This is a genomic window from Pseudorhodoferax soli (genome assembly GCF_003337555.1).
GTDB lineage: Bacteria > Pseudomonadota > Gammaproteobacteria > Burkholderiales > Burkholderiaceae_C > Pseudorhodoferax > Pseudorhodoferax soli.
On record NZ_QPJK01000010.1, the window covers coordinates 42387 to 65392 of the forward strand.

The following is a 23006-nucleotide window of genomic DNA, read 5'->3' on the forward strand; positions in this document are numbered from 1 at the left end:
GGTTCACAGGCCGTAGGCCTGGCGCGCCGTGGTGTCGAACACAGCGGCCTGGTCTGGCGGCGCAACCCACTGCCGCGCCGCGGCCAGCCACGCATCGTAGCGGCCCGCCAGGTCCAGCACCGGCCAGTCGCTGCCCCACAGGCAGCGCTGCGGGCCAAAGGCCGCGAGCAGCCAGTGCGCGTGGCGCGCCAGCGCATCCACCGGCGCGCCCGTGGCGGCCTCGGTCCACAGGCCGGAGAGCTTGCAGAAGGCCGCCGTCTCGTCCGCGAGCGCCTGCAGGCCATCGGTCCACGCGGCCCAGCCTGCGGCGTCGCCCGGGATGGCAGGCTTGGCGCCGTGGTCTATCACGATGCGCAGGTCCGGATGGCGTTCGGCCAGGCGCAGGATGCGCGGCAGGTGCCGGGGCTGCACCAGTGCGTCGAACACCAGGCCGCAGCGCGCCATGGCGGCCAGCGCCGGCCGCAGCGCGCGGTCGAGGATCCAGTCCGGATCGGCGATGTCCTGCAGCATGGGCCGCAGGCCCTTGAGCTTGGGCTGGCGCGCCAGCGTCTCGATGCGCGCGGGTGCGTCCGGGGCCAGCAGGTCGACCCAGCCGACGACGCCCAGCACCGCGGGCGACCCGGCGGCCTCTTGCAACAGGAACGCGGTCTCGGCCTCGGTCGGCGCGGCCTGCACGAGCACGCCGCCCTGCACGCCGCAGGGTGCGCTCACGGCACGCCAGTCGGCAATCCGCACGTCGCGGTGGATGGGGCCGAGCGCGGGCGTGAGCCAGCCGTAGTCGCCGCGGTCCAGCTGCCAGATGTGGAAGTGGGCGTCGATCATGGCGTGGGGGCGGTGTCGGGCAACAGGCCCTGGGTGCGCAGCGCCTGCCAGAACGCGGCCGGGATGGGCTGGGCGAGCATGGCCACGCTGTCCTGCCACTGGGCCACGTCCTGCGCGCCGGCCACCACGATGTCCACCGCCGGGTGGGCCAGCGGAAATTGCAGCGCCGCCGCGCGCAGCGGCACGCCATGCGCGGCGCAGACCCGCTCGACGGCGGCCGTGCGGTCGACCCAGGCCTGCGGCGCGCGCCCGTAGTCGAAGCGCGGCTCGGTGCCGCCGCCCACGCCCGTGGCCAGGATGCCGGAATTGAACACGCCCCCGAGCGCGATGCGCACGCCACGCGCCACGCACTGCGGCAGCAGCGCGGGCAGCGCACTGTGGTCGATCAGGCTGTAGCGGCCCGCCAGCAACAGGCAGTCCAGGTCGGCGCCGGCCAGCACGTCCAGGCAGACCTGCACGTCGTTGACGCCCAGGCCGACCGCGCCGACCAGGCCTTCGCGCTGCAGTGCGCGCAGCGTGGGCAGGGTCTCGCCCAGCACCTGGGCCAGGACCAGCGGGTAGGCATCGCCATGCGTGGCGGCGTCGCAGTCGTGCACATAGGCCACGTCGAGCCGGGCCATGCCCAGGCGCTGCAGGCTGTCTTCCACGCTGCGGCGCGTGCCGGCGGCCGAGTAATCCCAATGCTGCGTGAACGGCAGCACGTCCACATAGCCGTTCTGCGCGCGTGCGGCCCGGGCATCGGGGCGCAGCACGCGGCCGGCCTTGCTCGACAGCACGAAGCGCGTGCGCGGCAGCCCACGCAGCGTCTGGCCGAAGCGCTGCTCGGACAGCCCGTTGCCATAGTGCGGCGCGGTGTCGAAGCTGCGGCAGCCGTCCGCCAGCGCGGTGGCCAGCACGGCCTGGGCTTCGGCATCGGGCACGGCCCGGAACAGATTGCCCAGCGGCGCGCCGCCCAGGCCCAGGCGCAGGCCGTCGGTACAGCCCGGAAAGCGCGTCGCGTGCGCAGTCGGCATCGAAAGTCCCTCACAAGAAAAATGTCGCCGACCCTATGACTAACATGTCAGTCCGTCAACAGGGCATGTGCCGATGGGAGAAGGCCTGCAGGCTGGGCACGATGCGCGGCCCATGCTCAAGAACCTCTCGCCCCTGCTCTCGCCCGACCTGTTGCACGCGCTGGCGTCCATGGGCCATGGCGACGAGATCGTGCTGGCCGATGCCTTCTTTCCGGCCGCCACGCACGCCCAGCGCCTGATCCGCCTGCCCGGCATTTCCGCCGATGCCGTGCTGGACGCCGTGTTGTCGCTGTTGCCGCTGGACGATTTCGTGCCGCAGCCGGCCTGCACCATGCAGGTGGTGGGCCGGAGCGACGAGGTGCCGCCGGCCGTCGCGCAGTTCACCGAGGTGCTGGCCCGGCACGGCGGGGCGGCACCGGGCACGCTGGACCGCTATGCCTTCTACGAGCGCGCGGCCAAGGCCTTCGCCATCGTCGCCACGGGCGACACGCGCACCTACGCCAACATCCTGTTGAAGAAGGGCGTGCTCAAGTGAGCAAGATCACGAGGCCCCCACGCTCGGTACTGCGTGTCCTTCGCTGCCACCCGGGGAGGCGCTTCATGCCTTGGGGCGGCCCGGCGGCATGAACGCCGCTTCGCGTCGCCGCCTGGCCGTGGTTCCCCCCGAGCCGACCAGCCAGCGCGCGCGCGCCTACCAGGGCTTCACGCAGCAGATCCTGGCCGGCGGCATCAAGCCCGGGCAGTTCGTCTCGCAGCGCGAGCTCATGACGCTGCTCGACATGCCGCTGGGAGCGGTGCGCGAGATGATCCCGCGCCTGGAAGCCGCCGGCCTGGTCAAGACCGTGCCGCAGCGCGGCCTGCAGATCGCGCATGTGGACTTGAAGCTCGTGCGCAACGCCTTCCAGCTGCGCGCCATGATCGAGCGCGAAGCGGTGCGCCACTTCGCCGCCGTGGTCACCGCCCCGGAGCTGGCGGCGATCACGGCCGCGCACCAAGACATCATCGACCGCGCCAGCGCTGGCCATGCGGACGCCGCGCTGCTGGACGACGCGCAGGCGGTGGACTGGGGCCTGCACGACCGCATGGTCGACGCGCTGGGCAACGAGATCCTGTCGGAGATCTACCGCGTGAACAGCCTGCGCATCCGGCTGATCCGGCTGGAGCAGGCCGTCATCACGCCGGCCCGGCTGATCCCTGCGATGCAGGAGCACCTGCAGTTCGTCGCGGCGCTGGAACGCCGCGATGCCGCGGCCGCCGTGCGCCTGCTCGACGCCCACATGGACAGCGCGCTCAACCACGCGCTGACCGGCCCCACGGCAATGCCGCTGCCGGCCTTCGTTCCCCCCAACAACACCCCGAGGAGACGCACGCGATGACGCATGCCATCACCGGCCTGTGGCCTGCCCTGGCCACAGCCTTCACGGCCAGCGGCGCCGTCGACACCGCCCGCACGCTGGCACAGGCGCGCCGCATGCTGGCCGCCGGCAGCGAGGGCATCACCCCGTTCGGCACCACGGGCGAAGGCCCGGCGCTCACCGTGGCCGAACGCCAGGCCCTGCTGGAGGCCTTGCTGGCCGACGGTGTGCGGCCGGACCAGCTCATCGTCTGCACCACGGCCTGCGCGATGGGCGACGCCATCACGCTGGGCCGCCACGCCATCGCGCTGGGCTGCACGCGCCAGCTGTACATGCCGGCCTTCTACTTCAACCACCCGCGCGACGCAGGCGTGGTGGACGCGGTGAGCCAGATGGTGCGCGGCATCGGCAGCGACGCGCTGCGCGTGCTGCTCTACCAGTTCCCCTCGCTGAGCAACGTGGGCTTCAGCCATGCGGCCATCGCCACGCTGGCCGACGCGCACCCGGGCGTGGTGGTCGGCATCAAGGACAGCACGGGCGACCGCGCGCACTCGCTCGCGCTGGTCAAGGCCTTCCCGCAGCTCGGCACGCTGGTCGGCGCCGAGCTCGACGTGGCCCCGGTGATGCTGCAAGGCGGCGCCGGTTCGGTGAACGGACTGGCCAACCTGGCCCCGCACCTGATGCGCCGCGTGGTGTCGCGCCCGGCCGAGGTCTCGGCCGCCGACCAGACCTTGATGCAAGGCCTGCTGGCCCTGCTCGGCGTGCGCCCCAACATGCCCTTCGTCAGCGCCTACAAGACCGCGCTGGCCGAGCAGCTGGGAGACGACGGCTGGCTGCATGTGCGGGCGCCGCTCTCGCCCCTGGAAAGCACCGAGGCACAGGCCGTGCGCGCGGCCTACCGTGCGCTGGGCCAGGATGTCGCCACCCTGTGATCCCCCGACCTGACACCAACGGAGACAAGCCATGAACCATTCCGCCTTCAAGCGCCGTGAACTGCTGCAGGCAGCGGCCGGCGCCACCGCCCTCGGTACCCTGCCCCAGGTGTTCGCACAGGGCAACTTCGACTGGAAGCGCTATGCCGGCCAGAGCCTCGAGGTGCACCTGATCAAGAGCCCGCGCGGCGAGCTGCTGCAGCGCCACCAGAAGGAGTTCGAGGACCTGACCGGCATCAAGGTCGGCGCCGAGCAGATGCCCGAGCAGCAGTCGCGCCAGAAGACCGTGATCGAGTTCAACTCGGGCCGCACCAGCTTCGACGTGGTGCACCTCTCCTACCACGTGCAAAAGCGCCAGTTCGCCAAGGGCAAGTGGATGGAAGACCTGCGGCCCATGTTCGCCAATGCGGCGCCGCCGGACTTCGACCAGAAGGACTACTCCGCCGGCGGCATGTTCTACGCCACGCAGAGCGACGGCCGCATCGACAGCCTGCCGCTGAACCTGGACCCGTGGATCCTCTACTACAACAAGGAGTTGTTCGCGGCCAAGGGCGTGGCCTACCCCAAGAGCTACGCCGAGATCCTGGAAGCCGCCAAGAAGCTGCACGACCCGGCCAACGGCGTCGCGGGCTTCGTCGGCCGCGGCCTCAAGAACGCCAACGTGCCGCTGTGGACGGGCTTCTTCCTGGGCTGGGGCGGCCAGTTCTTCGACGCCGCCGGCAAGCTGGCGACTGAGACGCCCGAGGCCATCGCCTCGGCCACGCTGTACCGCGACCTGCTCAAGACCACCGGCCCGGCCGGCATTGCGGGCTACAACTGGAACGAATCGCAGAGCCTGTTCCTGCAGGGCAAGGCCGCGATGTGGATCGACGGCTCGGGCTTCGCGCCGCCTCTGGAAGACGCCACCAAGTCCAAGGTCGTCGGCAAGGTCGGCTACGGCGTGATGCCGCCCGGCCCCAAGGCGCAGGTCTCGGCCACCTTCGGCGACGGCATCGGCGTCTCCTCGTTCTCCAAGAAGAAGGAGGCGGCGTTCCTGTACATCGTCTGGGCCACCAACAAGGCCATGCAGGCGCGCATGCTGGCCACCGGCTCGGGGGCGCCGGTGCGGCTCTCGGCCTACGGCGACAAGGAGGCCATCGCCAACCTCAAGGTGCCGGCCGCCTGGCTCACGGCCGTGGCCGAATCGCTCCGCATCGCCAAGCCCGGCCTGCCCATCATCGAGCCCGTGACCGAGTTCCGCGACGTCTACGGCATCGCGCTCAACAACATGCTGACGGGCGGGGACGTGGCGGCCGAACTCAAGAAGGCCACGGCCGAGTTCGCGCCCGTGGTGGCCAAGTCGGAAAGCTGACCAGCCCCATGCGCAAGCGCGGCGTCTCGCCCTTCCTGTGGTTCATCCTGCCGGCCGTGCTGGTGGTGGTGGCCGTGATCGTCTTCCCGTGGATGTTCACGCTGTGGATGAGCCTGTTCGACTGGAAGATCGGTTCGGCGTCGAAGTTCGTCGGCCTGGCCAACTATGCCGAGTTGGCCACGAACACGCGCTTCCTGATGGCCATCCTGCACACGCTGGTGTTCACGGCGCTGGCCGTCATCGCGCCGCTGGTGCTGGGCACGGCCGCCGCGCTGGTCTTCAACCAGAAGTTCGCGGGCCGGGGCTTCTGGCGCGGCGCCTTCGTGCTGCCCATGATGGCCACGCCCGTGGCCATCGCGCTGGTGTGGGTCATGATGTTCCACCCGCAGCAGGGCGTGCTGAACTACCTGCTGTCCCTCGTCGGCATTCCGCCGAGCGAATGGGTCTACTCGCCGATGCTGGCGATTCCGTGCCTGGTGCTGGTCGACATCTGGCAGTGGACGCCGCTGGTCATGCTGATCGTGCTGGGCGGCCTGGCCTCGCTGCCGACCGACCCGTTCGAGGCCGCGCACATGGAAGGCGCCACGCGCTGGCAGACGCTGCGCTACGTGACGCTGCCACTGCTCATGCCCTTCATCATGGTGGCCGCCGTGGTGCGCCTCATCGACGCGCTGAAGACCTTCGACACCATCTACGTGATCACGCAGGGCGGGCCCGGCACCTCGTCCGAGACCATCAACCTGTACCTGTACCTGCAGGCGTTTTCGTTCTACCAGATCGGCAAGGCGTCCAGCGTGGTGGTGGTGTTCTTCGTGCTCGTGGTGGGCCTGAGCCTGCTGCTGTTCTGGCTGAAGGAACGGTCCCGCTATGACGCGTAAGCTCATCGACAAGGCGCTGCTCGCGCTGTGCGTGTTCCTGCTGGTTTCGCCGGCCATCGGCTTCTTTTTGTGGATGCTGTCGCTGGCCTTCAAGAACGAGGTCGACAACCTGGCCTACCCGCCGGTGTTCATCCCGAGCCCGCCCACGCTGGACAACTTCCGCAAGGTGTTCGACAGCGGCCCGTTCTTCCAGTACTTCCTGAACAGCATCACGGTGTCGGGCCTGGCGACGCTGGTGGCGCTCTTGATCGGCGTGCCGGCCGGCTACGGCATCGCGCGGCTCAAGGCCAAGAAGCTGCTGCTGACCATCCTCATCGCGCGCATGACGCCGGCCATCAGCTTCCTGATCCCGCTGTTCTCGCTGTTCCAGGCGCTGGGGCTCACGGGCACGCTGGCGCCGGTGGTGATCACGCACCTGGTGATCACCGTGCCCATCATGGTCTACATCGTGGCGGGCTACTTCGAGACGCTGCCGATGGAACTGGACGAGGCCGGCCTCATGGACGGCTGCTCGCCCTGGCAGCGCTTCCGGCACATCGCGCTGCCGCTGGCGCGGCCCGGCATCACGGTGGCGGCGATCCTCGCCTTCATCTTCTCGTGGAACAACTTCATCTTCGGCGCCGTGCTGGCCGGGCGCGAGACGCGCACGCTGCCCGTCGCCATCTACAACGTGCTGACCTTCGAGCAGATCGCCTGGGGGCCGCTGGCCGCCGCGGCCATCCTGGTCACGCTGCCGGTGCTGGTGCTCACGCTGGTGATTCAGAAAGAAATCGTCGGCGGCCTCACGGCCGGCGGCGTCAAGGGCGGATAAAAACATGGCTTCAGTCACGCTCTCGGGCATCACCAAATCCTTCGCCGAGACGCAGGTCATCAAGGGCGTGGACATCGCGATTGGCGACGGCGAGTTCGCGGTCTTCGTCGGCCCCAGCGGCTGCGGCAAGTCCACGCTGCTGCGCATGATCGCCGGGCTGGACGCGCCCACCACAGGCGAGATCCGCATCGCCAACACCGTGGTCAACGACCTGCCGCCCAAGCAGCGCGAGGTCTCCATGGTGTTCCAGACCTATGCGCTGTACCCGCACATGACGGTGCGCGAGAACATGGGCTTCGGCCTCATGATCGCGGGCACCGCGGCCCAGGCCATCGCGAGCAAGGTGGCCGGCGCCGCGCGCATGCTGGGTCTGGACGCACTGCTGGACCGGCTGCCCAAGCAGCTGTCGGGTGGCCAGCGCCAGCGCGTGGCGATGGGCCGGGCGATGGTGCGCGACCCCAAGGTCTTCCTGTTCGACGAGCCGCTGTCCAACCTCGACGCCAAGCTGCGCGTGCAGATGCGCACGGAGATCCGCGCGCTGCACCAGCGGCTCAAGACGACCTCGATCTACGTCACGCACGACCAGGTCGAGGCCATGACCATGGCCGACCGCATCGTGGTGCTGCGCGATGGCAAGGTCGAGCAGATCGGCACGCCGGTGGAGCTGTACGACCGGCCCGGCAATGCCTTCGTTGCGACCTTCATCGGCTCGCCGTCGATGAACCTGCTGCCCGCGACCGTGCAGGGCGGCAGCGCCGGAACGCCGGGCGGCGCCGTGCCGCTGCCGGCGCCGGCGCAAGCGCTGGAAGGCCGCAAGGTGCTGCTGGGCCTGCGGCCCGAGCACCTCAGGGTGCAGCCGGCCGGCACGCCGGGCATCGGGTGCGAGGTCAAGGTCGTGGAGTTCAGCGGCGCCGACACGCTGCTGGCCTGTGAGTCGCACGGCCAGAGCGTGCAGGCCCTCGTGCACGACCGGCTGATGGTCAAGCCCGGCGACATGATCAGCCTCGCCATCGCGCCGGAGCACGTGCACCTGTTCGATGCCGGCACGCAGCAGCGGCTTTGATCAGCTGCGCACGGTCCAGCCGACCAGGCGCAGGACCACGGGCCGCACCAGCATCACGCTGGCGAAGGCCGCCGGCATGGCCAGCGCATAGGACGCCAGCACGCGGTCGAGGAAGCGCGCGTCGGCGCCGCCGTTGGCGGCGACGATCACCATGCTCATGAGGAAGGCCATGATGCAGGCCATGTAGAACGCGAAGGCCACGGGGGCCATGCGCTTGGGGAGTTTCCAGGTGCGGGGAGAAGCGGTCTGCGAAAGCATGGGTGTTTGTGCCCATGGTGTTCTGTGCTGCACCCTCCTACCTCGCGCGGCGCGGACGGCCCACCACGCCCGAAGCACTGGCGCAGCACGACTGCCTGCTCTACCGCATGGAGGTCGACGGCAAGGTCATGCCATGGCCTTACCTGCGCGAGGGCACGCGCGTGGTGCCGGAGCTGCGAGCCGCCGCGGTGGCCAACGACATCGACACGCTCGCCATGCTGGCCGTGCACGGCGCCGGCATCACGCGGCTGGGCTGGTTCATCGCCAGGCCGCTGGTGGCGCAGGGCCTGCTCGAGCCCTTGTTCCTGCAGAGTCCGCGCAGCAGGAAGGCGCCGCGCATCGCGCCGGAACCGCTGGAATTCTTCCTGTGCTACCGCGACCGCCAGCATGTGCCGGCCAAGGTCCGCGTGTTCGCCGAGTACCTGGCCGAGGCACTGCGCGACCATCCCGACCTGCGCGCGCCCGCATGACCCGGCGGCCACGTGGGCGCACCGGGCCGCAGGCACCGCACGGGTCAGCGCCCGCTGCCGCCCTGGCGGCTGCGCACCTGGTTGGCCGAGCCGATCTGCGACTCGCGGTCGTTGCGGCTGGCTGGCGAGCGCTGCGACTGGTGGATCTGCGTGGCACCGCCCGGCGTGGCGCTGTTGCGGTCGTTGGCGACCTTGCCGTGGGCCTGGGCCTGCGGATCGCCGTCCATGTCGCTGCGGGTGGACGAGGGCTTCTTGGACATCAGGACTCCCGTGTGTCGTTGAACATGGGCTCCATGCTCGGCCCTCGTGCGACCCGGGCGGTGTAGGCGCATGCCGATTCGTGCGCCGGGCACAGGCCCGTCAAGGCCAAGCGCTGCGCAGAAGCGGGCCAAACCTCGCCCCTTGACTACACGGGGCGCCACGCCTTGCCGCCATACTAGGACGCACTCCGGGCGCACCGCGCCCCATCCCATGATCCAACGCAAGACCCTCAAGACGCTGACGCGGCTCTTCACCAACAGCCTCAAGCCGCTGCTGCAGGCCGCATCGCCGCCGCGCAAGCGCCAGCGCGCGGCGCCCAAACCAGCGGCCCGCGCCAAGCCGGCGCTGTTCGCGGCACCGCTTGCACGCCCGAAGGCGCCGGCGCGCGCCAAGCCGATGCCAAACCGCCCTGCCGCCAGCGCCGCCGCCGGCCGCTGGATCAGCGGCCGCGCCGTTACGGCGGGCGGCTCGCGACGCTACCGCCTGTTCATTCCGGCCAGCCGCGCCTTTGGCCAGCAGGTGCCGTTGATGGTGATGCTGCACGGCTGCGAGCAGAACGCCGAAATCTTCGTCGCCAGCACGCGCATGCACCAGCTCGCGGCGCGCGCAGGCTTTGCGGTGCTCTACCCCGACCAGGACCGCATGGCCAACGTCAACGGCTGCTGGAACTGGTTCGACACGCGCAATGGCCGCGGCCATGTGGAGGCGGCGCTGATCATGCGGGCCATCGACCAGGCCTGCCTGTACGGCGCCGACCGCACGCGCGTGGCGATCGCCGGACTGTCGGCCGGCGCCAGCATGGCGGCGCTGGTCGTCACGCGCTACCCCGACCGCTTCCGGGCCGTGGCCATGCACTCGGGCGTGCCGCCCGGTACGGCACGCACCGGCCTGGGTGCCCTGTCGGCGATGTACGGGCATGGCAACACGAAGCCGCTGGACGCCGATGCCGAGGCCATGGCGGCGCACTGGCCGGCACTGCTGGTGGTGCACGGCGGCGCCGACACGGTGGTCAAGGCCAGCAACGGCCTGGCGGCCGTGCAGGCCTGGGCCGAAGCGGCCGGCGCCAAGGCCACAGCGCCGCGTTCGGTGCAGCGCGGCAAGCGGCTGGCGATGCAGGTCACCGACTACCGCGCACGCCGCCGGCTGGTGGCGAGCCTGGTCGAGATCCCGCAGCTGGGCCATGCCTGGAGTGGCGGACCGGCCGCACAGCCCTACAGCGATCCGCAGGGCCCCGATGCCTCGCGGCTGATCTGGGCGTTCGCGCAGCGGCAGTTCACGCGGGCGGCGTAGTCAGGCAAGGGCCAGGCAGCCCATGCGACGGGATGTGCGGTGCACAACGGCGCGCGGGAGCGCCCCCCTTCAGCTTTCGCAGAACTCCAGGAAGGCGTCGAGCTCGGTGGACTTGTCGAAGACGGCATCGGCGCCCAGTGCCAGGCACTGCGCGCGGATGTCGACATCGGCGTAGTTGGTCAGCACCACGGCACGCTGGCGTGGATCGCGCGCACGGCAGGCCTGCAGCACGCCCAGGCCGGAGCCATCGCGCAGGAACAGGTCGATGACGGCCAGCTGCCAGCCGTCGGGATGCTCGCGCAGCCATTCGGCGGCGGACTCCTCGGATTCGGCCCAGGCCACCACGCGCATGTCCACGAGTTCCTCCAGGGCCACGATCAGGTTGTCGCGGATCAGGGCGTTGTCTTCGACGAGGAAAACCACAAGCGGTGAAGCGGGACGGTTCATCCCCGTATGGTGCGTGCCCGCGTCAGGCCAGGCAGCCGCGTTCGGGCGCGGATGCGCGTAGGACGCCGCCGGGCAGCGCTGCGCGCACTTCAGCGGTCCGCCAGCGCGTCGGCGATGGCCAGGGCCAGCCCGGCCTGGTCGAAGGGCTTGCCCAGGCGCACGGTGCGCGGCGGCAGGCCGGCTGGCAGCTCCGCATAGCCTGTGGCCAGCACCACCGGCAGTTGCGGGCGCTCCTGCCGGACCTTGGCGATCAGCTGGGCGCCCGTCATGTGCGGCATCACGTGGTCGCTGACGAGCAGCGCGATGGTGGCGTCGGCACGCAGCAGGCGCAGGGCTTCCTCGGCCGTGGCGGTCTGCAGCACGCTGTGGCCCAGCTCCTCGAGCAGGGCCACGGTGTTGGTGAGGACCAGAGGGTCGTCGTCCACGGCCAGCACGCGCATGGCCGCGACAGCGGGGGACGCCACGGCCGCGCGCGCCGGCGCAGCTGCGGGCGTGTCGTCATCCGCCACTGGCAGCCAAAGCGTGGCCGTGGTGCCCTGGCCGGCCTGGCTCTGCAACGTGAAGCCACCGCCGGACTGGCCGGCCAGGCCATGCACCATGGCCAGGCCCAGTCCCGTGCCCTTGCCTGCCCCCTTGGTCGTGAAGAAGGGCTCGGTCGCGCGCGCCAGCGTGGCCGCGTCCATGCCGCTGCCGGTGTCGGTCACGGCCAGCCGCACATAGTGGCCAGGCGCGATGGCACCGGACTGCGCCAGCGTCTCTTCCTGTGCGCTCAACGTCAGCTGCCCGCCCTCGGGCATGGCGTCGCGCGCATTCACGGCCAGGTTCAGCAGCGCCAGCTCGAGCTGGTTGGCATCCACCAGCACCGGGGGCAGGGCCGGCGCAAAGGCCGTCTGCACCTGCACCGTGCTGCCCAGCGTGCGCGTGAGCAGCTCGGCCATGCCCTCGACCAGCGCCGGCAGGCGCACCACCGTGGGCTTGAGGTCCTGGCGCCGCGCGAAGGCCAGCATGCGCTGCGTCAGGGCCGCCCCGCGGCGCGCACCGTTGAGCGCGTTGTCGATGAGCTGGACCAGCTTGGGATCGTCCGGCAGCCGCCGCCGCACCAGGCTCAGGCTGGACATCACCACCATCAGCAGGTTGTTGAAATCGTGCGCCACGCCGCCGGTGAGCTGGCCGATGGCGTCCAGCTTCTGCGACTGGAACAAGGCCTCGCGGGCCCGCTCCAGCGCCTGTTGGGCAGCGCGCTGGGCGGTCACGTCCCGCGTGATCTTGGCGAAACCGACGATGCGGCCGTCGTCGTCGCGGATGGCGTCGATCACCACGTTGGCGCGGAATTCGCTGCCGTCCTTGCGCACACGCCAGCCCTCGGCCTCGAAGCGGCCCTCGCGCGCGGCGGTGGCCAGGGCGTGGCCGGGCTCGTCGCGGGCCCGGTCCTCGGCGCGGTAGAAGCGTGAGAAATGCGTGCCCACAACCTCCGCCGCGGCGTAGCCCTTGATGCGTTGCGCGCCGGCATTCCAGTTGGCGACCAGACCCTGCGGGTCGAGCATGTAGATGGCGTAGTCGGTCACGCCCTGCACCAGCACGCGGAACTGCTCCTCGCTGCGGCGCAGGCTTTCCTCGGCGGCGCGGCGCTCGGTCAGGTCGCGCGTGACCTTGGCATAGCCGACGATGCCACCGTCATCGCCGCGGATCGGCTCGATCACCACCAAGGCCCAGAAACGGCTGCCATCCTTGCGCACGCGCCACCCCTCGGCCTCGAATCGCCCCTGCGTGGCCGCCGTCACCAGCGCGCGCGCCGGCAGGCCGGCGAGCCGGTCGTCCTCGGTGTAGAAGCTGGAGAAGCTCTGCCCCAGGATCTGCGCAGGCGTGTAGCCCTTGAGCCGCTGTGCCCCAGGGTTCCAGCTGACCACCCGACCCTCCGGATCCAGCATGTAGATCGCGTAGTCGGTGACAGCGTCCACCAGCAAGCGGTAGCGCATGTCCTCGCCGAGTTCGGACAATTGCAGGGAAGGGGCAGCCAGGGAGTTCATGGGGAAAAAGCTGCAGCGGACTATAGCCACAGCAGTGCGGCAACCGCCCCCGACCGCTGCCAAACGCGGCGTTGTCCGACAGACGCAGTACACCGCCACAGGTGATGGAAGAACCCCCGCTCCACCATGGCGCCCGCGCTCTGGAACGCACAGGCGCACTGGACTGCGCGCAGACGCCGCCGGCCTCAGTACCCGCGTGCCGGATCGATGCGGTGGTCGGGCGGCTCGCCCGCCGCGACGCGCAGGATGTTGGCCGCGATCTGCCGGGCCGACGATGACGGGATGGCCACCGAGGCCAGGTGCGGCGTGATCAGCACGTTGGGCATGCCCCACAGCGCATCGTCGGCCGGCAGCGGTTCGCGCGCGAAGACGTCCAGCGTCGCACTGCCGATGTGGCCGCTTTGCAGCAGTGCCGTCAGCGCAGCCTGGTCGACCAGGGCGCCCCGGGCCACATTGACGAAGGCGGCGCCGGGCCGCATGCGCTGCAGCCGCGCGCGGTCGAACAGATTCTGCGTCTGCGGCGTGAGCGGCAGCATCAGCACCACGATGTCGGCCTGGCCGAGCACGGTGTCCAGCGTCTCCATGCCCGAGAAGCACGCCACGCCCTCGATCTGGCGCGGGCTGCGCGACCAGCCCAGTGTCCGAAAGCCCTGGCGCTGCACTTCATGGGCCGCCGTGGCACCGAGCTGGCCCAGGCCGAGCACCGCCACACTGATTTCACCGGGCGAGCGCGGGTGGCGGTAGGCCCATTCGCCGCGCCGCTGCGCCTGCTCGAAGTGCGGGATGTCGCGCGCATGCCGCAGCACGGCGAACAGCACATAGCCGGCCATCATGCGCGACATCTGTGGGTCGGTGATCCGCGTGATGGGGATGCCGGCCGGCAGGTCGCTGCGCCCGACCAGCGCGTCGACGCCAGCCCCCAGGTTGACGATCAGCCGCAGCTTGGGCATCTGCCGGAAGAAGCCCGCGGGCGGCTTCCAGGCCATCGCGTAGTGCACGTCCTCGGGCCGCTCGATGGCGCCGGCGTCGACCACCTGCAGCTGCGGCAGCTGCGCCTGCAGCGCCTGCTTCCAGGTGCCGAAATCGTCGAACGCGCTGTAGAACACCAGCGTGCCCAGGCTTGCCGCCATCGTCACGCGCCCTGCAGGCTCTTGCGCACCAGGCGCGCCACCGCCTCGATGGCGAACTCGTAGCCGTCGCCGCCCAGGCCCGCGATCACGCCATCGGCCGCCTTGGAGATGAAGGAGTGGTGGCGGAAGGGCTCGCGCTTCCAGATGTTGCTCATGTGGGCTTCGATGATCTTGCCCGGGAAGGCCAGTAGCGCGTCGAGGATGGCGATGGAGGTGTAGGTCAGGCCGGCGGCGTTGATGACGATGCCGTCGGCCACGCCGCGCGCCTCCTGCAGCCAGTCGATCAGCTGGCCTTCGTGGTTGGACTGCAGGAAGCGCAGCTGCACCCCCAACGCGGCGGCCTTCTGCTCGCAGCGCGACTGCAGCACCGGGAAGCTGTCGCTGCCATAGGTCTTGTTGGCATCCAGGCCGTAGAGGTTGGCGTTGGGCCCGTTCAGGAACCAGACCGTGATGGGGGGCGTGGCGGTGTCGCTCATGGGGGCTCTCATGCGTCGTGGGGAAGGGTGGCCTGCATGGCGGGCAGCTGCGCGAAGCCGGCGTACCAGCGTGCGGCGGCAGCGTGGCCGGCGCGCCAGTCCAGTTCGGGGAAGCGGAAGTCCAGGTAGCCCAGGCCGCAGCCGATGGCGATGTCGCCGATCGTCGGGGGGCTCCCTGGGGCGGCCGTGGCCAGCTCCGGCGCAATGGCGTCGATCGCCTGCAGGCAGGCCGCGACCTTGGTCAGCAGCGCCTCGCGCCAGACCGGCCACTGCACCTCGGCGGGCCGCGCCGTCAGCTCGTAGCGCGCCAGCAGCGCGGCGTCGAGCAGGCCGTCGCCCAGGGCCTGGCGCGTGAGGGCCGTCCAGCGCGCGGGGCCGGCGGCCGGGAAGATGCCGGCGCTGCCCAGGCTGTCGATGTACTCGCAGATCACGCGGCTGTCGTAGAGCGCCTGGCCGTCGTCCAGGACCAGCGTCGGCACCTTGGCCAGCGGGTTGTGCGCGGCGATGCGGCCGTCGCGGCGCACCGGGTGGGCAGAACTGTCCAGCCACTGGATGCGGCCGGCCTGGCCGCTCAGGTGGGCACAGACCATGACCTTGCGCACGAAGGGCGAGGTGGGGGCGTAGAGCAATTGCATCGTCAAGGCACCAGGACGAGTTTTCCGAACACCTGGCCGCTTTCCAGCAGCCGGTGGGCCTGCGCGGCCTGCGCCAGCGGCAGGCTGGCGTGCAGGCGCGGCGCGATCCGCCCACGCATGAGCAGCGGCAGCACATGGCGCGTGAGCGCCTCGGCCATGCGCGCCTTCTCGGCGTGCGTCTGCGGGCGCATGGTCGAGGCATGCAGGCTCAGCTGGCGCTGCATCAGCGTGAGCAGCTCCACCGTGACGGCCGAGCCCTGCATGAAGGACAGGCTCACATGCCGGCCGCCGAAGGCCATGGCCTGCAGGTTGCGGCGCACGTAGTCGCCGCCGACGATGTCCAGCACCACGTCCACGCCGCGGCCCCCGGTGAAGTCCAGGCAGGCCTGGACGAAGTCGGTGGTGGGCCAGCAGACCGCGAGGTCGGCGCCCAGGGCCTGCAACTCGGCGAAGCGGGCCGGGTCGCTGGCGGTGGCGATGACGGTGCAGCCGGCCGCGTGCGCCATCTGCACCGCCAGCGTGCCGATGCCGCCGGCCGCGCCATGGATCAGCACGGTCTCGCCCATGGCCAGGCGGCCCAGTTCGAACAGGTTGTGCCAGACCGTGAACAGCCCCTCGGGCAGGGCCGAGGCCTCGGCGTCCGAGAGCCGGGCCGGCACCGCGAACGCATGCGCGAGCGTGGCCACGCACCAGGGCGCGTAGCCGCCGCCGGGCACCAGCGCCATGCGGCGCTGGCCCAGCACCGCGCGGTCGACACCGGGGCCGCAGGCGACCACTTCGCCGCACACCTCCAGGCCCAGCACATCGGTGACGCCCGGGGCCGGCTTGGCGATGCCCTGGCGCTGCATGATGTCGGGCCGGTTGATGCCGGCGGCCAGCACGCGCAGCAGCACCTCGCCGGGGCCGGGGGCGGGCACCGGGCGCTCGGCCAGCACCAGCACGCTGGCATCGCCCGGTTCACGCGCGACGATGGCCTGCATGGAGGCGGGCAGTGCCTCGTTCGCGGCAGTCATGGCAGTCACGGCGCTCATGGCCGCGGGCTGAAAACGCTGACGCCTTCGCCGGCCAGTGCCAGGCCCGCGACGGAACCGACGGGCCAGTGCTGCATGGCACCCAGCCCGGCGCTGCGCACGGTGACGATCTGGCGCGCCGTCATCGGCAGGTTCACATCGACGAAGGTGTTGATGTGGTCGCCCTGGAACACATGGTTGACCACGGTGCCGCTCAGCACCGAGGCCGGGTGCAGGTTCTCCATGCGCAGGTGTTCGGGGCGCACGTAGACGTCCAGCCGCGCGCCCTCGTGCGATGCGTTCACGAGCCGGTCCTGCGACAGGCTGATCAGGCCCGCGCCCAGGCGCAGCTGCACATCGCCCGCGCTCTGGCCGTGGTAGTGCGCCGGCAGGATGTTCACGTCGCCCAGGAAGGACGCGACGAACGGGTCCTGCGGGTTCTGGTACAGCTCGGCCGGCGGCGCGATCTGGCGGATCACGCCGGCCGACATCACCGCGATGCGGTCGGACATGGCCAGCGCCTCGCCCTGGTCGTGCGTGACGAACACCGTGGTCAGGCCCAGGCGGCGCTGGATCTCGCGGATCTCCACCTGCATGGAGCCGCGCAGGCTCTTGTCCAGGGCCGAGAAGGGCTCGTCGAGCAGCAGCACCTTGGGCTGGATCACCAGCGCACGGGCCAGCGCCACGCGCTGCTGCTGGCCGCCCGAGAGTTCGCGCGGCTTGCGGTGGCCCAGGCCGTCGAGCTTGACCATGGCCATGGCATCCCCGATGCGCCGGGCCGCCTCGTCCCTGGGCACGCCCTGCATGCGCAGGCCATAGCCGATGTTGCGCTCCACCGTCATGTGCGGGAACAGCGCGTAGTTCTGGAACACCAGGCCGATCTGGCGGCGGTGCGGCGGCTCGCTGGTCACGGGCTGGCCGTCGATGAAGACCTCGCCGCGGTCGGCCTCGGCGAAGCCGGCGATCAGGTTCAGCAGCGTGGTCTTGCCGCAGCCCGACGGGCCCAGCAGGGTCAGGAATTCACCGCGCCGGATCTTCAGCGACACCTCGTGCAGCACGGTCTGGTCGCGGTACTTCTTGACCACGCCCTCGAGGCTGACGGCCGTGTCGGCCTGCGAAAAGCCGGGCTCGGAAGGAACTGGATGCATGGCTGGACCATAAGCCAAGCGGCCGCCGGCAGGCATTTGCAGAAATTGAGGCTGCCCCTCGGAAAAAACGAAACAGGCGCTTCTTTCCTGTGGCGCTGCACTTTGGCAGGCGCCGCACGAGCGCTTCGCTTTTTCCTAAGCCTTGCGTCTGAAAAACGTGATTCTCAAACGCTGCGCGCTTGACCAGACTCGGCCCCCATCGGTGTCTGGCAGCGCCGGCTTGCCCGGCCGAAACCACCAGCGGCGGTTATCTTGAGGAATATCAGAATGTCAGTGGAGAAAATCAACACCGTGGTGGTCGGCGCAGGCCAGGCCGGCATCGCGATGAGCGAGCATCTGGCCGCCATGGGTGTTCCGCACACCGTGCTGGAGCGCAAGCGCATCGCCGAACGCTGGCGCTCGGAGCGCTGGGATTCGCTGGTGGCCAACGGCCCGGCCTGGCACGACCGCTTTCCCGGCCTGGCGTTCGAGGGCGTCTCGCCCGAAGCCTTTCCGCCCAAGGAACGCATGGCCCAGTACTTCGAGGACTATGCGGCGATGCTGAAGGCGCCCGTGCGCACCGGCGTGGAGGTGTTCCAGGTCGAGCGCCATGTCGGCCGCCCGGGGTTCAAGGTGACGACGTCCGAAGGCGTCATCGAGGCCATGAACGTGGTCGTGGCCACCGGCCCGTTCCAGATTCCGGCCTATCCGGCGATCGTGCCGGCCAGCGCACCCGTGGCGCAGCTGCATTCCTCGGCCTACAAGAACCCGGGCCAGCTGGCCGACGGCGCGGTGCTGGTCGTGGGCGCCGGCGCCTCGGGTTCGCAGATCGCCGAAGAACTGCGCCAGGCCGGCCGCAAGGTGGTTTTGTCGGTGGGTGAGCACTACCGTCCGCCGCGTTCCTACCGCGGCCGCGACTACTGCTGGTGGCTGGGCGCGCTGGGCCTGTGGGACGAAGTCCGCACCAAGCCCAAGAAGAAGCACGTGGCCTTTGCCGTGAGCGGCTACGAGGGCGGCAGGACGGTGGATTTCCGGCGCCTGGCGCATGCCGGCATCGATCTGGTGGGCCTGACGCAATCCTATGAAGACGGCGTGATGCGCTTCGCCGAAGGCCTGGCGAAGAACGTGGCCGAGGGCGACCAGGCCTACTTCGACGTGCTGCGCGATGCCGATGCCTACATCGAGCAGAACGGCCTGCCCTTCCCGCCCGAGCCCGAGGCCTGGGACCTGCTGCCCGACCCGCCCTGCCTGAGCCAGCCCATCCTGAGCCTGGACCTGCGCGAGGCCGGCATCACCACGGTGCTGTGGGCCACGGGGTTCCAATTCGACTACAGCTGGCTCAAGGTCAATGCCTTTCACGAGAATGGCGAGCCTTACCACAAGCGCGGCATTTCGGCCGAAAGCGGGATTTACTTCCTGGGCCTGCCGAATCTCGTGAACCGGGCCTCCTCGTTCATCTACGGGGTATGGCACGACGCCAAATACATCGCCGACCATATTGTTCTGCAGCAGGGCTATATGTCCTACGAGAAAACCTGATTGCGCCGCGTGCGCGAATGACGGGCTGCCGGATTCTTGCGATCCGGCGGCCCTTTCATTTTCCCGAGAGAGTTTGCATGCCCGAGATCACCTGCATCGAGGACCTGCGGGTCCTGGCGAAAAAACGCGTGCCGCGCATGTTCTACGACTACGTGGACACCGGCTCGTGGACCGAATACACCTACCGCAAGAACGAGGCGGACCTGCGCGCCATCGAGTTCCGCCAGCGCGTGGCGGTCGACATCGCCGAACGCAGCACGGCCAGCACCATGGTGGGCCAGGCGGTGCGCATGCCGGTGGCCATCGCGCCGACCGGGCTCACAGGCATGCAGCACGCGGACGGCGAGATCCTGGCCGCGCGCGCCGCGCAGCGCTTCGGCATCCCGTTCACGCTCTCCACCATGAGCATCTGCCCGATCGAGGCCGTGGCCGAGGCCACCGGCCACCACCCGTTCTGGTTCCAGCTCTACGTGCTGCGCGACCGCGGCTTCGTCGAGGGGCTGATCGAGCGGGCCCGCGCCGCCCACTGCGCGGCGCTGGTCGTGACGATGGACCTGCAGGTCTTCGGCCAGCGGCACAAGGACCGCAAGAACGGCCTGTCGACACCGCCCAAGCCCACGCTGCGCAACCTGGCCAACCTGGCCAGCAAGCCACGCTGGTGCTGGAACATGCTGGGCACCCGCCACCGCCACTTCGGCAACATCGTCGGCCACGCCAAGGGCGTGGACAACATCGGCTCGCTGGTGGAGTGGACGCGCGAGCAGTTCGATCCACGCCTGTCGTGGCAGGACGTGGAATGGATCAAGAAGCGCTGGGGCGGCAAGCTCATCGTCAAGGGCATCCAGGAGCCCGAGGACGCGCGGCTGGCCGTGGCCGCCGGTGCCGACGCCATCGTGGTGTCCAACCACGGCGGGCGCCAGCTCGACGGCGCCTCGTCGTCCATCGCCATGCTGCCGCACATCGTCGAAGCCGTCGGCGCGCAGGTCGAGGTGCACATGGACGGCGGCATCCGCTCGGGCCAGGACGTGCTCAAGGCCATCGCGCTGGGCGCGCGCGGCACCTACATCGGCCGCGCCATGCTGTACGGCCTGGGCGCGCTCGGCGAGCCCGGCGTCGCCAAGGCGCTGGAGATCATCCACACCGAGCTCGACCTGTCGATGGCCTTCTGCGGCCGCACCGACATCCGCGCCGTGGACCGCAGCATCCTGCGGCTCGGTTGATCAGCGGCAGAGGTGGTCGACGAGGCCGGCCAGCATGCGGTCGCAGGCCTCCAGCTGCGACAGCTCCACGTACTCGTCGGCCTTGTGCGCCACGGTGATGCTGCCGGGGCCGCAGACCAGCACGGTCGTCTGCTGCCAGCTCTGCTGGAAGAGGCCGCCCTCGCTGCCGTAGTCGACGCGGGTCGTGGGTGTGCCGGCGGGCAACAGCGTGCGCAGCAGGCCGACGGCCGGCGCGTCCTCGGGCGTGGACAGGCTGGGGTAGCTGTTGCGCAGGGTCACCTCGGGCAGCGGCGCATCGGCGTGCTGGGCCTCGCGCTCCACGCGCGCAGCCAGGCGCTGCAGGATGCGCGCGAGGATCTGCGCCGGCTGGTCCTGCGCGACGTGGCGGATCTCGAAGCTGAGTTCGCACGCGCTGGGCACGATGTTCAGCGCGCTGCCGCCCTGGATGGTGCCCACGTGCACGGTGGAATAGGGCACGCCGTAGCCTTCCTCGCGCGGGCCGGTCTCGGCCAGTTCGCGTTGCACCTCGCGCGCCGAGGCCACGAGGTCGCTGGCCATGTGGATGGCGTTGACGAACTGCGGCGCCAGGCCCGAATGCCCGGCCTGGCCGCAGCAGACCGCGCGGTAGGCGGCCTTGCCCTTGTGGCCGGTGCCGATGCGCATCAGCGTGGGCTCGCCGACGATGCACAGCGTGGGCGCGGGCAGCTGGTTCTCGAGCCGGCGCAGCAGGTGCCGCACGCCGACGCAGCCGATCTCCTCGTCGAAGGACAACGCCAGCTGCAGCGGCTGCTTCAGCGGGCGGCCGGCCGCCGCCACCATGGCCACGACCGCGCAGGCGACGAAGCCCTTCATGTCTGCCGTGCCGCGGCCGTAGATGCGGCCATCCCTGTGCGTGGCCTCGAAGGGCGGAGAAGTCCAGGGCTGGCCTTCCACGGGCACCACGTCGGTGTGGCCGGACAGCAGCACGCCCGGCACGCCCTCGGGGCCGACCGAGGCGAACAGGTTGGTGCGGCGTGGGTCTTCGGGGTCGGGCGCGCGCGTCGAGGCGATGCCGGCCTGGGCCAGGATCTCCTGCACCTTGGCGATGAGCCCGTCGTTCGGCTGCAGCGACACCGAGGGAAAAGCGATGAGCGTCTGCAGCAGGGCGACGCTGGCGGAGGGCGCAGGGGTCATGGTGGTGTCGCGGGCGGCGCGGTGGGCGCCACCAGATGGGGGTCGAAGAAGCTGGCCGCGCTCATGCCCGGGATGTACTGGTCGGAGATGTAGGCGCGGCAGCGCTCCATGAAGACCTGGGTGAGCCGCGACTGCTTCATGGGCTTGTACGTGGCCAGCCCCAGCAGCATGGGGCGGTGCTTGCCGGCCAGGCGCACGCGCACCAGGCGCTTGCCGTCCAGCGCCAAGTTGGACTTGGGCCGCACGTTGAACAGCGCATAGCCGATGCCGTTGGCCGCCATGGAGCGCACCACCTCTTCCGAGCGCGAGCGCGCCACGATGTTGGGCGTCACGCCGGCGCTGGCGAACAGCGAGGTGAAGTACTCGCGGCTCATGGGCAGGTCCAGCAGCACGAAGGGCTGGGGCGCCAGTTCCTCGAAGGTGACGGCCTTTTGCTGCGCCAGCGGATGCAGTTCGCTCACGAGCACGTAGGGTGGCAGCGTGGCCAGGCTCTCGAACGCGATGTCGTCGTCCAGCCGCAGGTCGTAGGTCAGGGCCAGGTCGATCTCCAGCGCACGCAGCTTGTTCATGAGGACCTCCTGGTCGCCCTCCACCATCTGCATCTCGACCCGCTCGAACGCGCGCGAGAAGCCGAAGATGACCTCCGGCGCGATCATGGCCGTGAGCGACTGGAAGCTGCCCACGCGCAGCGCGCCCTGCATCACGTCGCCGGAGTCCGAAGCGATCTCGTACAGGCGCGACGAGCGTTCGAGCACGTCCTGGCACTGGTTCAGCACCAGGGTGCCGATGGCCGTCAGCCCGAGCCCCTTGGAAGGATGGCGCACGAACAGCTGCACGTTGAGTTCGCTCTCGATGTGGGCGATGGCCGCGGAGATGGAGGGCGAGGAGATGTGGATCTGCGCGGAGGCGGCAGCGATGCTGCCGTGCTTGGCCGTCGCGACGAAGTACTCCATCTGGCGCAGGGATACGCGGTTGAGCATGTCGGTACAGGAAGGCGCGCCGGAGCGGCGCGGAAAAGGCAACGGGCCAGTGTAGCGACGCGCTTTTCAGAGGTCTCCCGGCACGCCGAAGCTGGGTGCGGCGCGCGGGTCCAGCGCGCGTGTGACGTAGGCCTGCAGCTGCGGCTCGTAGATCTTCCAGGTGGCGTGGAGCGCCTGCACCGGATCGGCCTCGACCCAGTCCAGCCGCAGGTCGACGATGGGCCAGTCCTGCGCGCCGTAGACCAGCAGGCCGGCCGAATGCACGGGGCCTTCCTCGCCGCCGGCGGCCTGGCCGGCCAGCATGGCCTGCATCAGCCGCTCGGCCAGCGCGCCCTCGGCCTGCTCGAAGGCCGCCAGCATGGCCGCCGGCACCTGCCGGTCGCGCAGCATGTTGCCGGCGCAGGCCGCGTGCGTGCCGACCACGCTTGCCAGCGTGCCCAGCGCATTGGCGCCCGTGAACACCACCGGCGGGTGCTGCGCGTCGATGGCCATCAGCTGGCGGTAGTCGATGAAGGGGCGCTGCTGCAGTTCGGCCACGGCCTGTTCGGGCGTCCGGCCGGCGGCCATGAGGTCGAGCAGCAGCGGCCCCAGGTCGGGGTCGGTGATGTTCTGGCTGGCGGCGGCGCCCACGCCATTGCGGCCGCGCACGCAGCGTGCCGCCACGGCGGGCGAGGACGAGGCCACGGCGGCACCGAACTGGCCGGTGGCGGGGCAGCGCGCGACGATGGAGAAGGTCAT

Annotated in this window: 25 protein-coding genes; 11 read left to right on the forward strand and 14 right to left on the reverse strand. The window is 70.3% G+C overall.

Annotated features, from left to right (window positions below; translation table 11 throughout):
* Positions 1-3: 3 nt before the first annotated feature.
* Positions 4-822: an amidohydrolase family protein gene (locus tag DES41_RS29470; protein ID WP_114471201.1), complete on the reverse strand. Its 819-nt coding sequence runs from the start codon at positions 820-822 to the stop codon at positions 4-6.
* Positions 819-1835: an aldo/keto reductase gene (locus DES41_RS29475; RefSeq protein WP_114471202.1), complete on the reverse strand. Its 1017-nt coding sequence runs from the start codon at positions 1833-1835 to the stop codon at positions 819-821. Before DES41_RS29475 ends, DES41_RS29470 begins: the two co-directional genes overlap by 4 nt.
* Positions 1836-1947: 112 nt before the next feature.
* Here DES41_RS29475 and DES41_RS29480 point away from each other — a divergent pair, with 112 nt between their 5' ends.
* The 7 genes from DES41_RS29480 to DES41_RS29510 all read left to right on the forward strand — a co-directional run bounded on the left by DES41_RS29480 (position 1948) and on the right by DES41_RS29510 (position 8225).
* Positions 1948-2370 carry an RbsD/FucU family protein gene (locus DES41_RS29480; protein ID WP_114471403.1) on the forward strand — a complete coding sequence of 141 codons (423 nt, stop codon included), beginning with the start codon at positions 1948-1950 and terminating at the stop codon, positions 2368-2370.
* 88 nt (positions 2371-2458) lie between these two features.
* A complete protein-coding gene (locus tag DES41_RS29485) occupies positions 2459-3211 on the forward strand; it encodes a GntR family transcriptional regulator (protein ID WP_114471203.1) in 753 nt (250 codons plus the stop codon).
* Positions 3208-4122 (forward strand): dihydrodipicolinate synthase family protein, encoded by a 915-nt coding sequence (locus tag DES41_RS29490; protein WP_114471204.1) that lies wholly within the window; start codon positions 3208-3210, stop codon positions 4120-4122. Before DES41_RS29485 ends, DES41_RS29490 begins: the two co-directional genes overlap by 4 nt.
* A 31-nt stretch (positions 4123-4153) precedes the next feature.
* Positions 4154-5473, forward strand: a complete 1320-nt coding sequence (locus DES41_RS29495) for an ABC transporter substrate-binding protein (protein WP_114471205.1) — start codon at positions 4154-4156, stop codon at positions 5471-5473.
* A gap of 8 nt (positions 5474-5481) precedes the next feature.
* Complete coding sequence (locus DES41_RS29500; RefSeq protein WP_114471206.1) at positions 5482-6351, forward strand: carbohydrate ABC transporter permease; 870 nt, start codon at positions 5482-5484, stop codon at positions 6349-6351.
* Positions 6341-7162 carry a carbohydrate ABC transporter permease gene (locus DES41_RS29505; protein WP_114471207.1) on the forward strand — a complete coding sequence of 274 codons (822 nt, stop codon included), beginning with the start codon at positions 6341-6343 and terminating at the stop codon, positions 7160-7162. Before DES41_RS29500 ends, DES41_RS29505 begins: the two co-directional genes overlap by 11 nt.
* 4 nt (positions 7163-7166) lie before the next feature.
* Positions 7167-8225: an ABC transporter ATP-binding protein gene (locus DES41_RS29510; RefSeq protein WP_114471208.1), complete on the forward strand. Its 1059-nt coding sequence runs from the start codon at positions 7167-7169 to the stop codon at positions 8223-8225.
* On the opposite strand, the gene DES41_RS29515 is transcribed toward DES41_RS29510, so the two are convergent.
* On the reverse strand, positions 8226-8483 hold the full coding sequence (locus tag DES41_RS29515) for a DUF2798 domain-containing protein (RefSeq protein WP_114471209.1): 258 nt from the start codon (positions 8481-8483) through the stop codon (positions 8226-8228). It abuts the gene before it with no gap.
* Between the two features lie 2 nt (positions 8484-8485).
* Between DES41_RS29515 and DES41_RS29520 the strand changes: the two genes are divergently transcribed.
* Positions 8486-8953 carry a LysR substrate-binding domain-containing protein gene (locus DES41_RS29520; protein WP_245965922.1) on the forward strand — a complete coding sequence of 156 codons (468 nt, stop codon included), beginning with the start codon at positions 8486-8488 and terminating at the stop codon, positions 8951-8953.
* Between the two features lie 44 nt (positions 8954-8997).
* Here the strand turns inward: DES41_RS29520 and DES41_RS29525 are convergent, their stop codons facing one another.
* Positions 8998-9213, reverse strand: coding sequence for a hypothetical protein (locus DES41_RS29525; protein ID WP_114471210.1), 216 nt, complete (start codon positions 9211-9213; stop codon positions 8998-9000).
* 211 nt (positions 9214-9424) lie between these two features.
* Between DES41_RS29525 and DES41_RS29530 the strand changes: the two genes are divergently transcribed.
* A complete protein-coding gene (locus DES41_RS29530; RefSeq protein ID WP_114471211.1) occupies positions 9425-10504 on the forward strand; it encodes an extracellular catalytic domain type 1 short-chain-length polyhydroxyalkanoate depolymerase in 1080 nt (359 codons plus the stop codon).
* A 69-nt stretch (positions 10505-10573) separates the two neighbouring features.
* Here DES41_RS29530 and DES41_RS29535 read toward each other — a convergent pair whose 3' ends face one another.
* From DES41_RS29535 to DES41_RS29565, 7 genes are all read right to left on the reverse strand, one after another.
* Complete coding sequence (locus DES41_RS29535; protein WP_114471212.1) at positions 10574-10951, reverse strand: response regulator; 378 nt, start codon at positions 10949-10951, stop codon at positions 10574-10576.
* Positions 10952-11040: 89 nt separating this feature from the next.
* Positions 11041-12978 carry a hybrid sensor histidine kinase/response regulator gene (locus tag DES41_RS29540; RefSeq protein ID WP_114471213.1) on the reverse strand — a complete coding sequence of 646 codons (1938 nt, stop codon included), beginning with the start codon at positions 12976-12978 and terminating at the stop codon, positions 11041-11043.
* A gap of 185 nt (positions 12979-13163) precedes the next feature.
* A complete protein-coding gene (locus DES41_RS29545; protein ID WP_114471214.1) occupies positions 13164-14108 on the reverse strand; it encodes a 2-hydroxyacid dehydrogenase in 945 nt (314 codons plus the stop codon).
* A 2-nt stretch (positions 14109-14110) separates the two neighbouring features.
* Positions 14111-14584, reverse strand: coding sequence for a type II 3-dehydroquinate dehydratase (locus tag DES41_RS29550; RefSeq protein ID WP_114471215.1), 474 nt, complete (start codon positions 14582-14584; stop codon positions 14111-14113).
* A gap of 8 nt (positions 14585-14592) precedes the next feature.
* Positions 14593-15219 carry a glutathione S-transferase gene (locus DES41_RS29555; RefSeq protein WP_114471216.1) on the reverse strand — a complete coding sequence of 209 codons (627 nt, stop codon included), beginning with the start codon at positions 15217-15219 and terminating at the stop codon, positions 14593-14595.
* A gap of 2 nt (positions 15220-15221) precedes the next feature.
* Positions 15222-16232 carry an NAD(P)H-quinone oxidoreductase gene (locus tag DES41_RS29560; protein ID WP_245965923.1) on the reverse strand — a complete coding sequence of 337 codons (1011 nt, stop codon included), beginning with the start codon at positions 16230-16232 and terminating at the stop codon, positions 15222-15224.
* 14 nt (positions 16233-16246) lie between these two features.
* Positions 16247-17377, reverse strand: coding sequence for an ABC transporter ATP-binding protein (locus DES41_RS29565; RefSeq protein WP_114471217.1), 1131 nt, complete (start codon positions 17375-17377; stop codon positions 16247-16249).
* A gap of 267 nt (positions 17378-17644) precedes the next feature.
* Between DES41_RS29565 and DES41_RS29570 the strand changes: the two genes are divergently transcribed.
* The gene (locus DES41_RS29570; protein ID WP_114471218.1) at positions 17645-18895 is read left to right on the forward strand and encodes a flavin-containing monooxygenase; all 1251 of its coding nucleotides are present in this window, start codon (positions 17645-17647) and stop codon (positions 18893-18895) included.
* Between the two features lie 77 nt (positions 18896-18972).
* Positions 18973-20115, forward strand: a complete 1143-nt coding sequence (locus tag DES41_RS29575; protein ID WP_114471219.1) for an alpha-hydroxy acid oxidase — start codon at positions 18973-18975, stop codon at positions 20113-20115.
* Here the strand turns inward: DES41_RS29575 and argE are convergent, their stop codons facing one another.
* From argE to DES41_RS29590, 3 genes are all read right to left on the reverse strand, one after another.
* Complete coding sequence (argE, locus tag DES41_RS29580; protein WP_114471220.1) at positions 20116-21288, reverse strand: acetylornithine deacetylase; 1173 nt, start codon at positions 21286-21288, stop codon at positions 20116-20118. It lies immediately after the preceding gene.
* Positions 21285-22268 (reverse strand): LysR substrate-binding domain-containing protein, encoded by a 984-nt coding sequence (locus DES41_RS29585; protein WP_114471221.1) that lies wholly within the window; start codon positions 22266-22268, stop codon positions 21285-21287. Before DES41_RS29585 ends, argE begins: the two co-directional genes overlap by 4 nt.
* A gap of 66 nt (positions 22269-22334) precedes the next feature.
* Positions 22335-23006 (reverse strand): DUF1028 domain-containing protein, encoded by a 672-nt coding sequence (locus DES41_RS29590; RefSeq protein WP_114471222.1) that lies wholly within the window; start codon positions 23004-23006, stop codon positions 22335-22337.

Excerpts from the sequence above, each read along its gene's own strand:
- DES41_RS29550 (WP_114471215.1), bottom strand. The coding sequence starts at position 14,584 with ATGAGCGACACCGCCACGCCCCCCATCACGGTCTGGTTCCTGAACGGG.
- DES41_RS29515 (WP_114471209.1), bottom strand. The coding sequence starts at position 8,483 with ATGCTTTCGCAGACCGCTTCTCCCCGCACCTGGAAACTCCCCAAGCGC.
- DES41_RS29535 (WP_114471212.1), bottom strand. The coding sequence starts at position 10,951 with ATGAACCGTCCCGCTTCACCGCTTGTGGTTTTCCTCGTCGAAGACAAC.
- DES41_RS29565 (WP_114471217.1), bottom strand. The coding sequence starts at position 17,377 with ATGCATCCAGTTCCTTCCGAGCCCGGCTTTTCGCAGGCCGACACGGCC.
- DES41_RS29575 (WP_114471219.1), top strand. The coding sequence starts at position 18,973 with ATGCCCGAGATCACCTGCATCGAGGACCTGCGGGTCCTGGCGAAAAAA.
- DES41_RS29475 (WP_114471202.1), bottom strand. The coding sequence starts at position 1,835 with ATGCCGACTGCGCACGCGACGCGCTTTCCGGGCTGTACCGACGGCCTG.
- DES41_RS29485 (WP_114471203.1), top strand. The coding sequence starts at position 2,459 with ATGAACGCCGCTTCGCGTCGCCGCCTGGCCGTGGTTCCCCCCGAGCCG.
- DES41_RS29555 (WP_114471216.1), bottom strand. The coding sequence starts at position 15,219 with ATGCAATTGCTCTACGCCCCCACCTCGCCCTTCGTGCGCAAGGTCATG.
- DES41_RS29585 (WP_114471221.1), bottom strand. The coding sequence starts at position 22,268 with ATGCTCAACCGCGTATCCCTGCGCCAGATGGAGTACTTCGTCGCGACG.
- argE (WP_114471220.1), bottom strand. The coding sequence starts at position 21,288 with ATGACCCCTGCGCCCTCCGCCAGCGTCGCCCTGCTGCAGACGCTCATC.
- DES41_RS29495 (WP_114471205.1), top strand. The coding sequence starts at position 4,154 with ATGAACCATTCCGCCTTCAAGCGCCGTGAACTGCTGCAGGCAGCGGCC.
- DES41_RS29560 (WP_245965923.1), bottom strand. The coding sequence starts at position 16,232 with ATGACTGCCGCGAACGAGGCACTGCCCGCCTCCATGCAGGCCATCGTC.
- DES41_RS29500 (WP_114471206.1), top strand. The coding sequence starts at position 5,482 with ATGCGCAAGCGCGGCGTCTCGCCCTTCCTGTGGTTCATCCTGCCGGCC.
- DES41_RS29545 (WP_114471214.1), bottom strand. The coding sequence starts at position 14,108 with ATGGCGGCAAGCCTGGGCACGCTGGTGTTCTACAGCGCGTTCGACGAT.
- DES41_RS29570 (WP_114471218.1), top strand. The coding sequence starts at position 17,645 with ATGTCAGTGGAGAAAATCAACACCGTGGTGGTCGGCGCAGGCCAGGCC.
- DES41_RS29590 (WP_114471222.1), bottom strand. The coding sequence starts at position 23,006 with ATGACCTTCTCCATCGTCGCGCGCTGCCCCGCCACCGGCCAGTTCGGT.
- DES41_RS29510 (WP_114471208.1), top strand. The coding sequence starts at position 7,167 with ATGGCTTCAGTCACGCTCTCGGGCATCACCAAATCCTTCGCCGAGACG.
- DES41_RS29525 (WP_114471210.1), bottom strand. The coding sequence starts at position 9,213 with ATGTCCAAGAAGCCCTCGTCCACCCGCAGCGACATGGACGGCGATCCG.
- DES41_RS29480 (WP_114471403.1), top strand. The coding sequence starts at position 1,948 with ATGCTCAAGAACCTCTCGCCCCTGCTCTCGCCCGACCTGTTGCACGCG.
- DES41_RS29470 (WP_114471201.1), bottom strand. The coding sequence starts at position 822 with ATGATCGACGCCCACTTCCACATCTGGCAGCTGGACCGCGGCGACTAC.
- DES41_RS29490 (WP_114471204.1), top strand. The coding sequence starts at position 3,208 with ATGACGCATGCCATCACCGGCCTGTGGCCTGCCCTGGCCACAGCCTTC.
- DES41_RS29530 (WP_114471211.1), top strand. The coding sequence starts at position 9,425 with ATGATCCAACGCAAGACCCTCAAGACGCTGACGCGGCTCTTCACCAAC.
- DES41_RS29540 (WP_114471213.1), bottom strand. The coding sequence starts at position 12,978 with ATGAACTCCCTGGCTGCCCCTTCCCTGCAATTGTCCGAACTCGGCGAG.
- DES41_RS29505 (WP_114471207.1), top strand. The coding sequence starts at position 6,341 with ATGACGCGTAAGCTCATCGACAAGGCGCTGCTCGCGCTGTGCGTGTTC.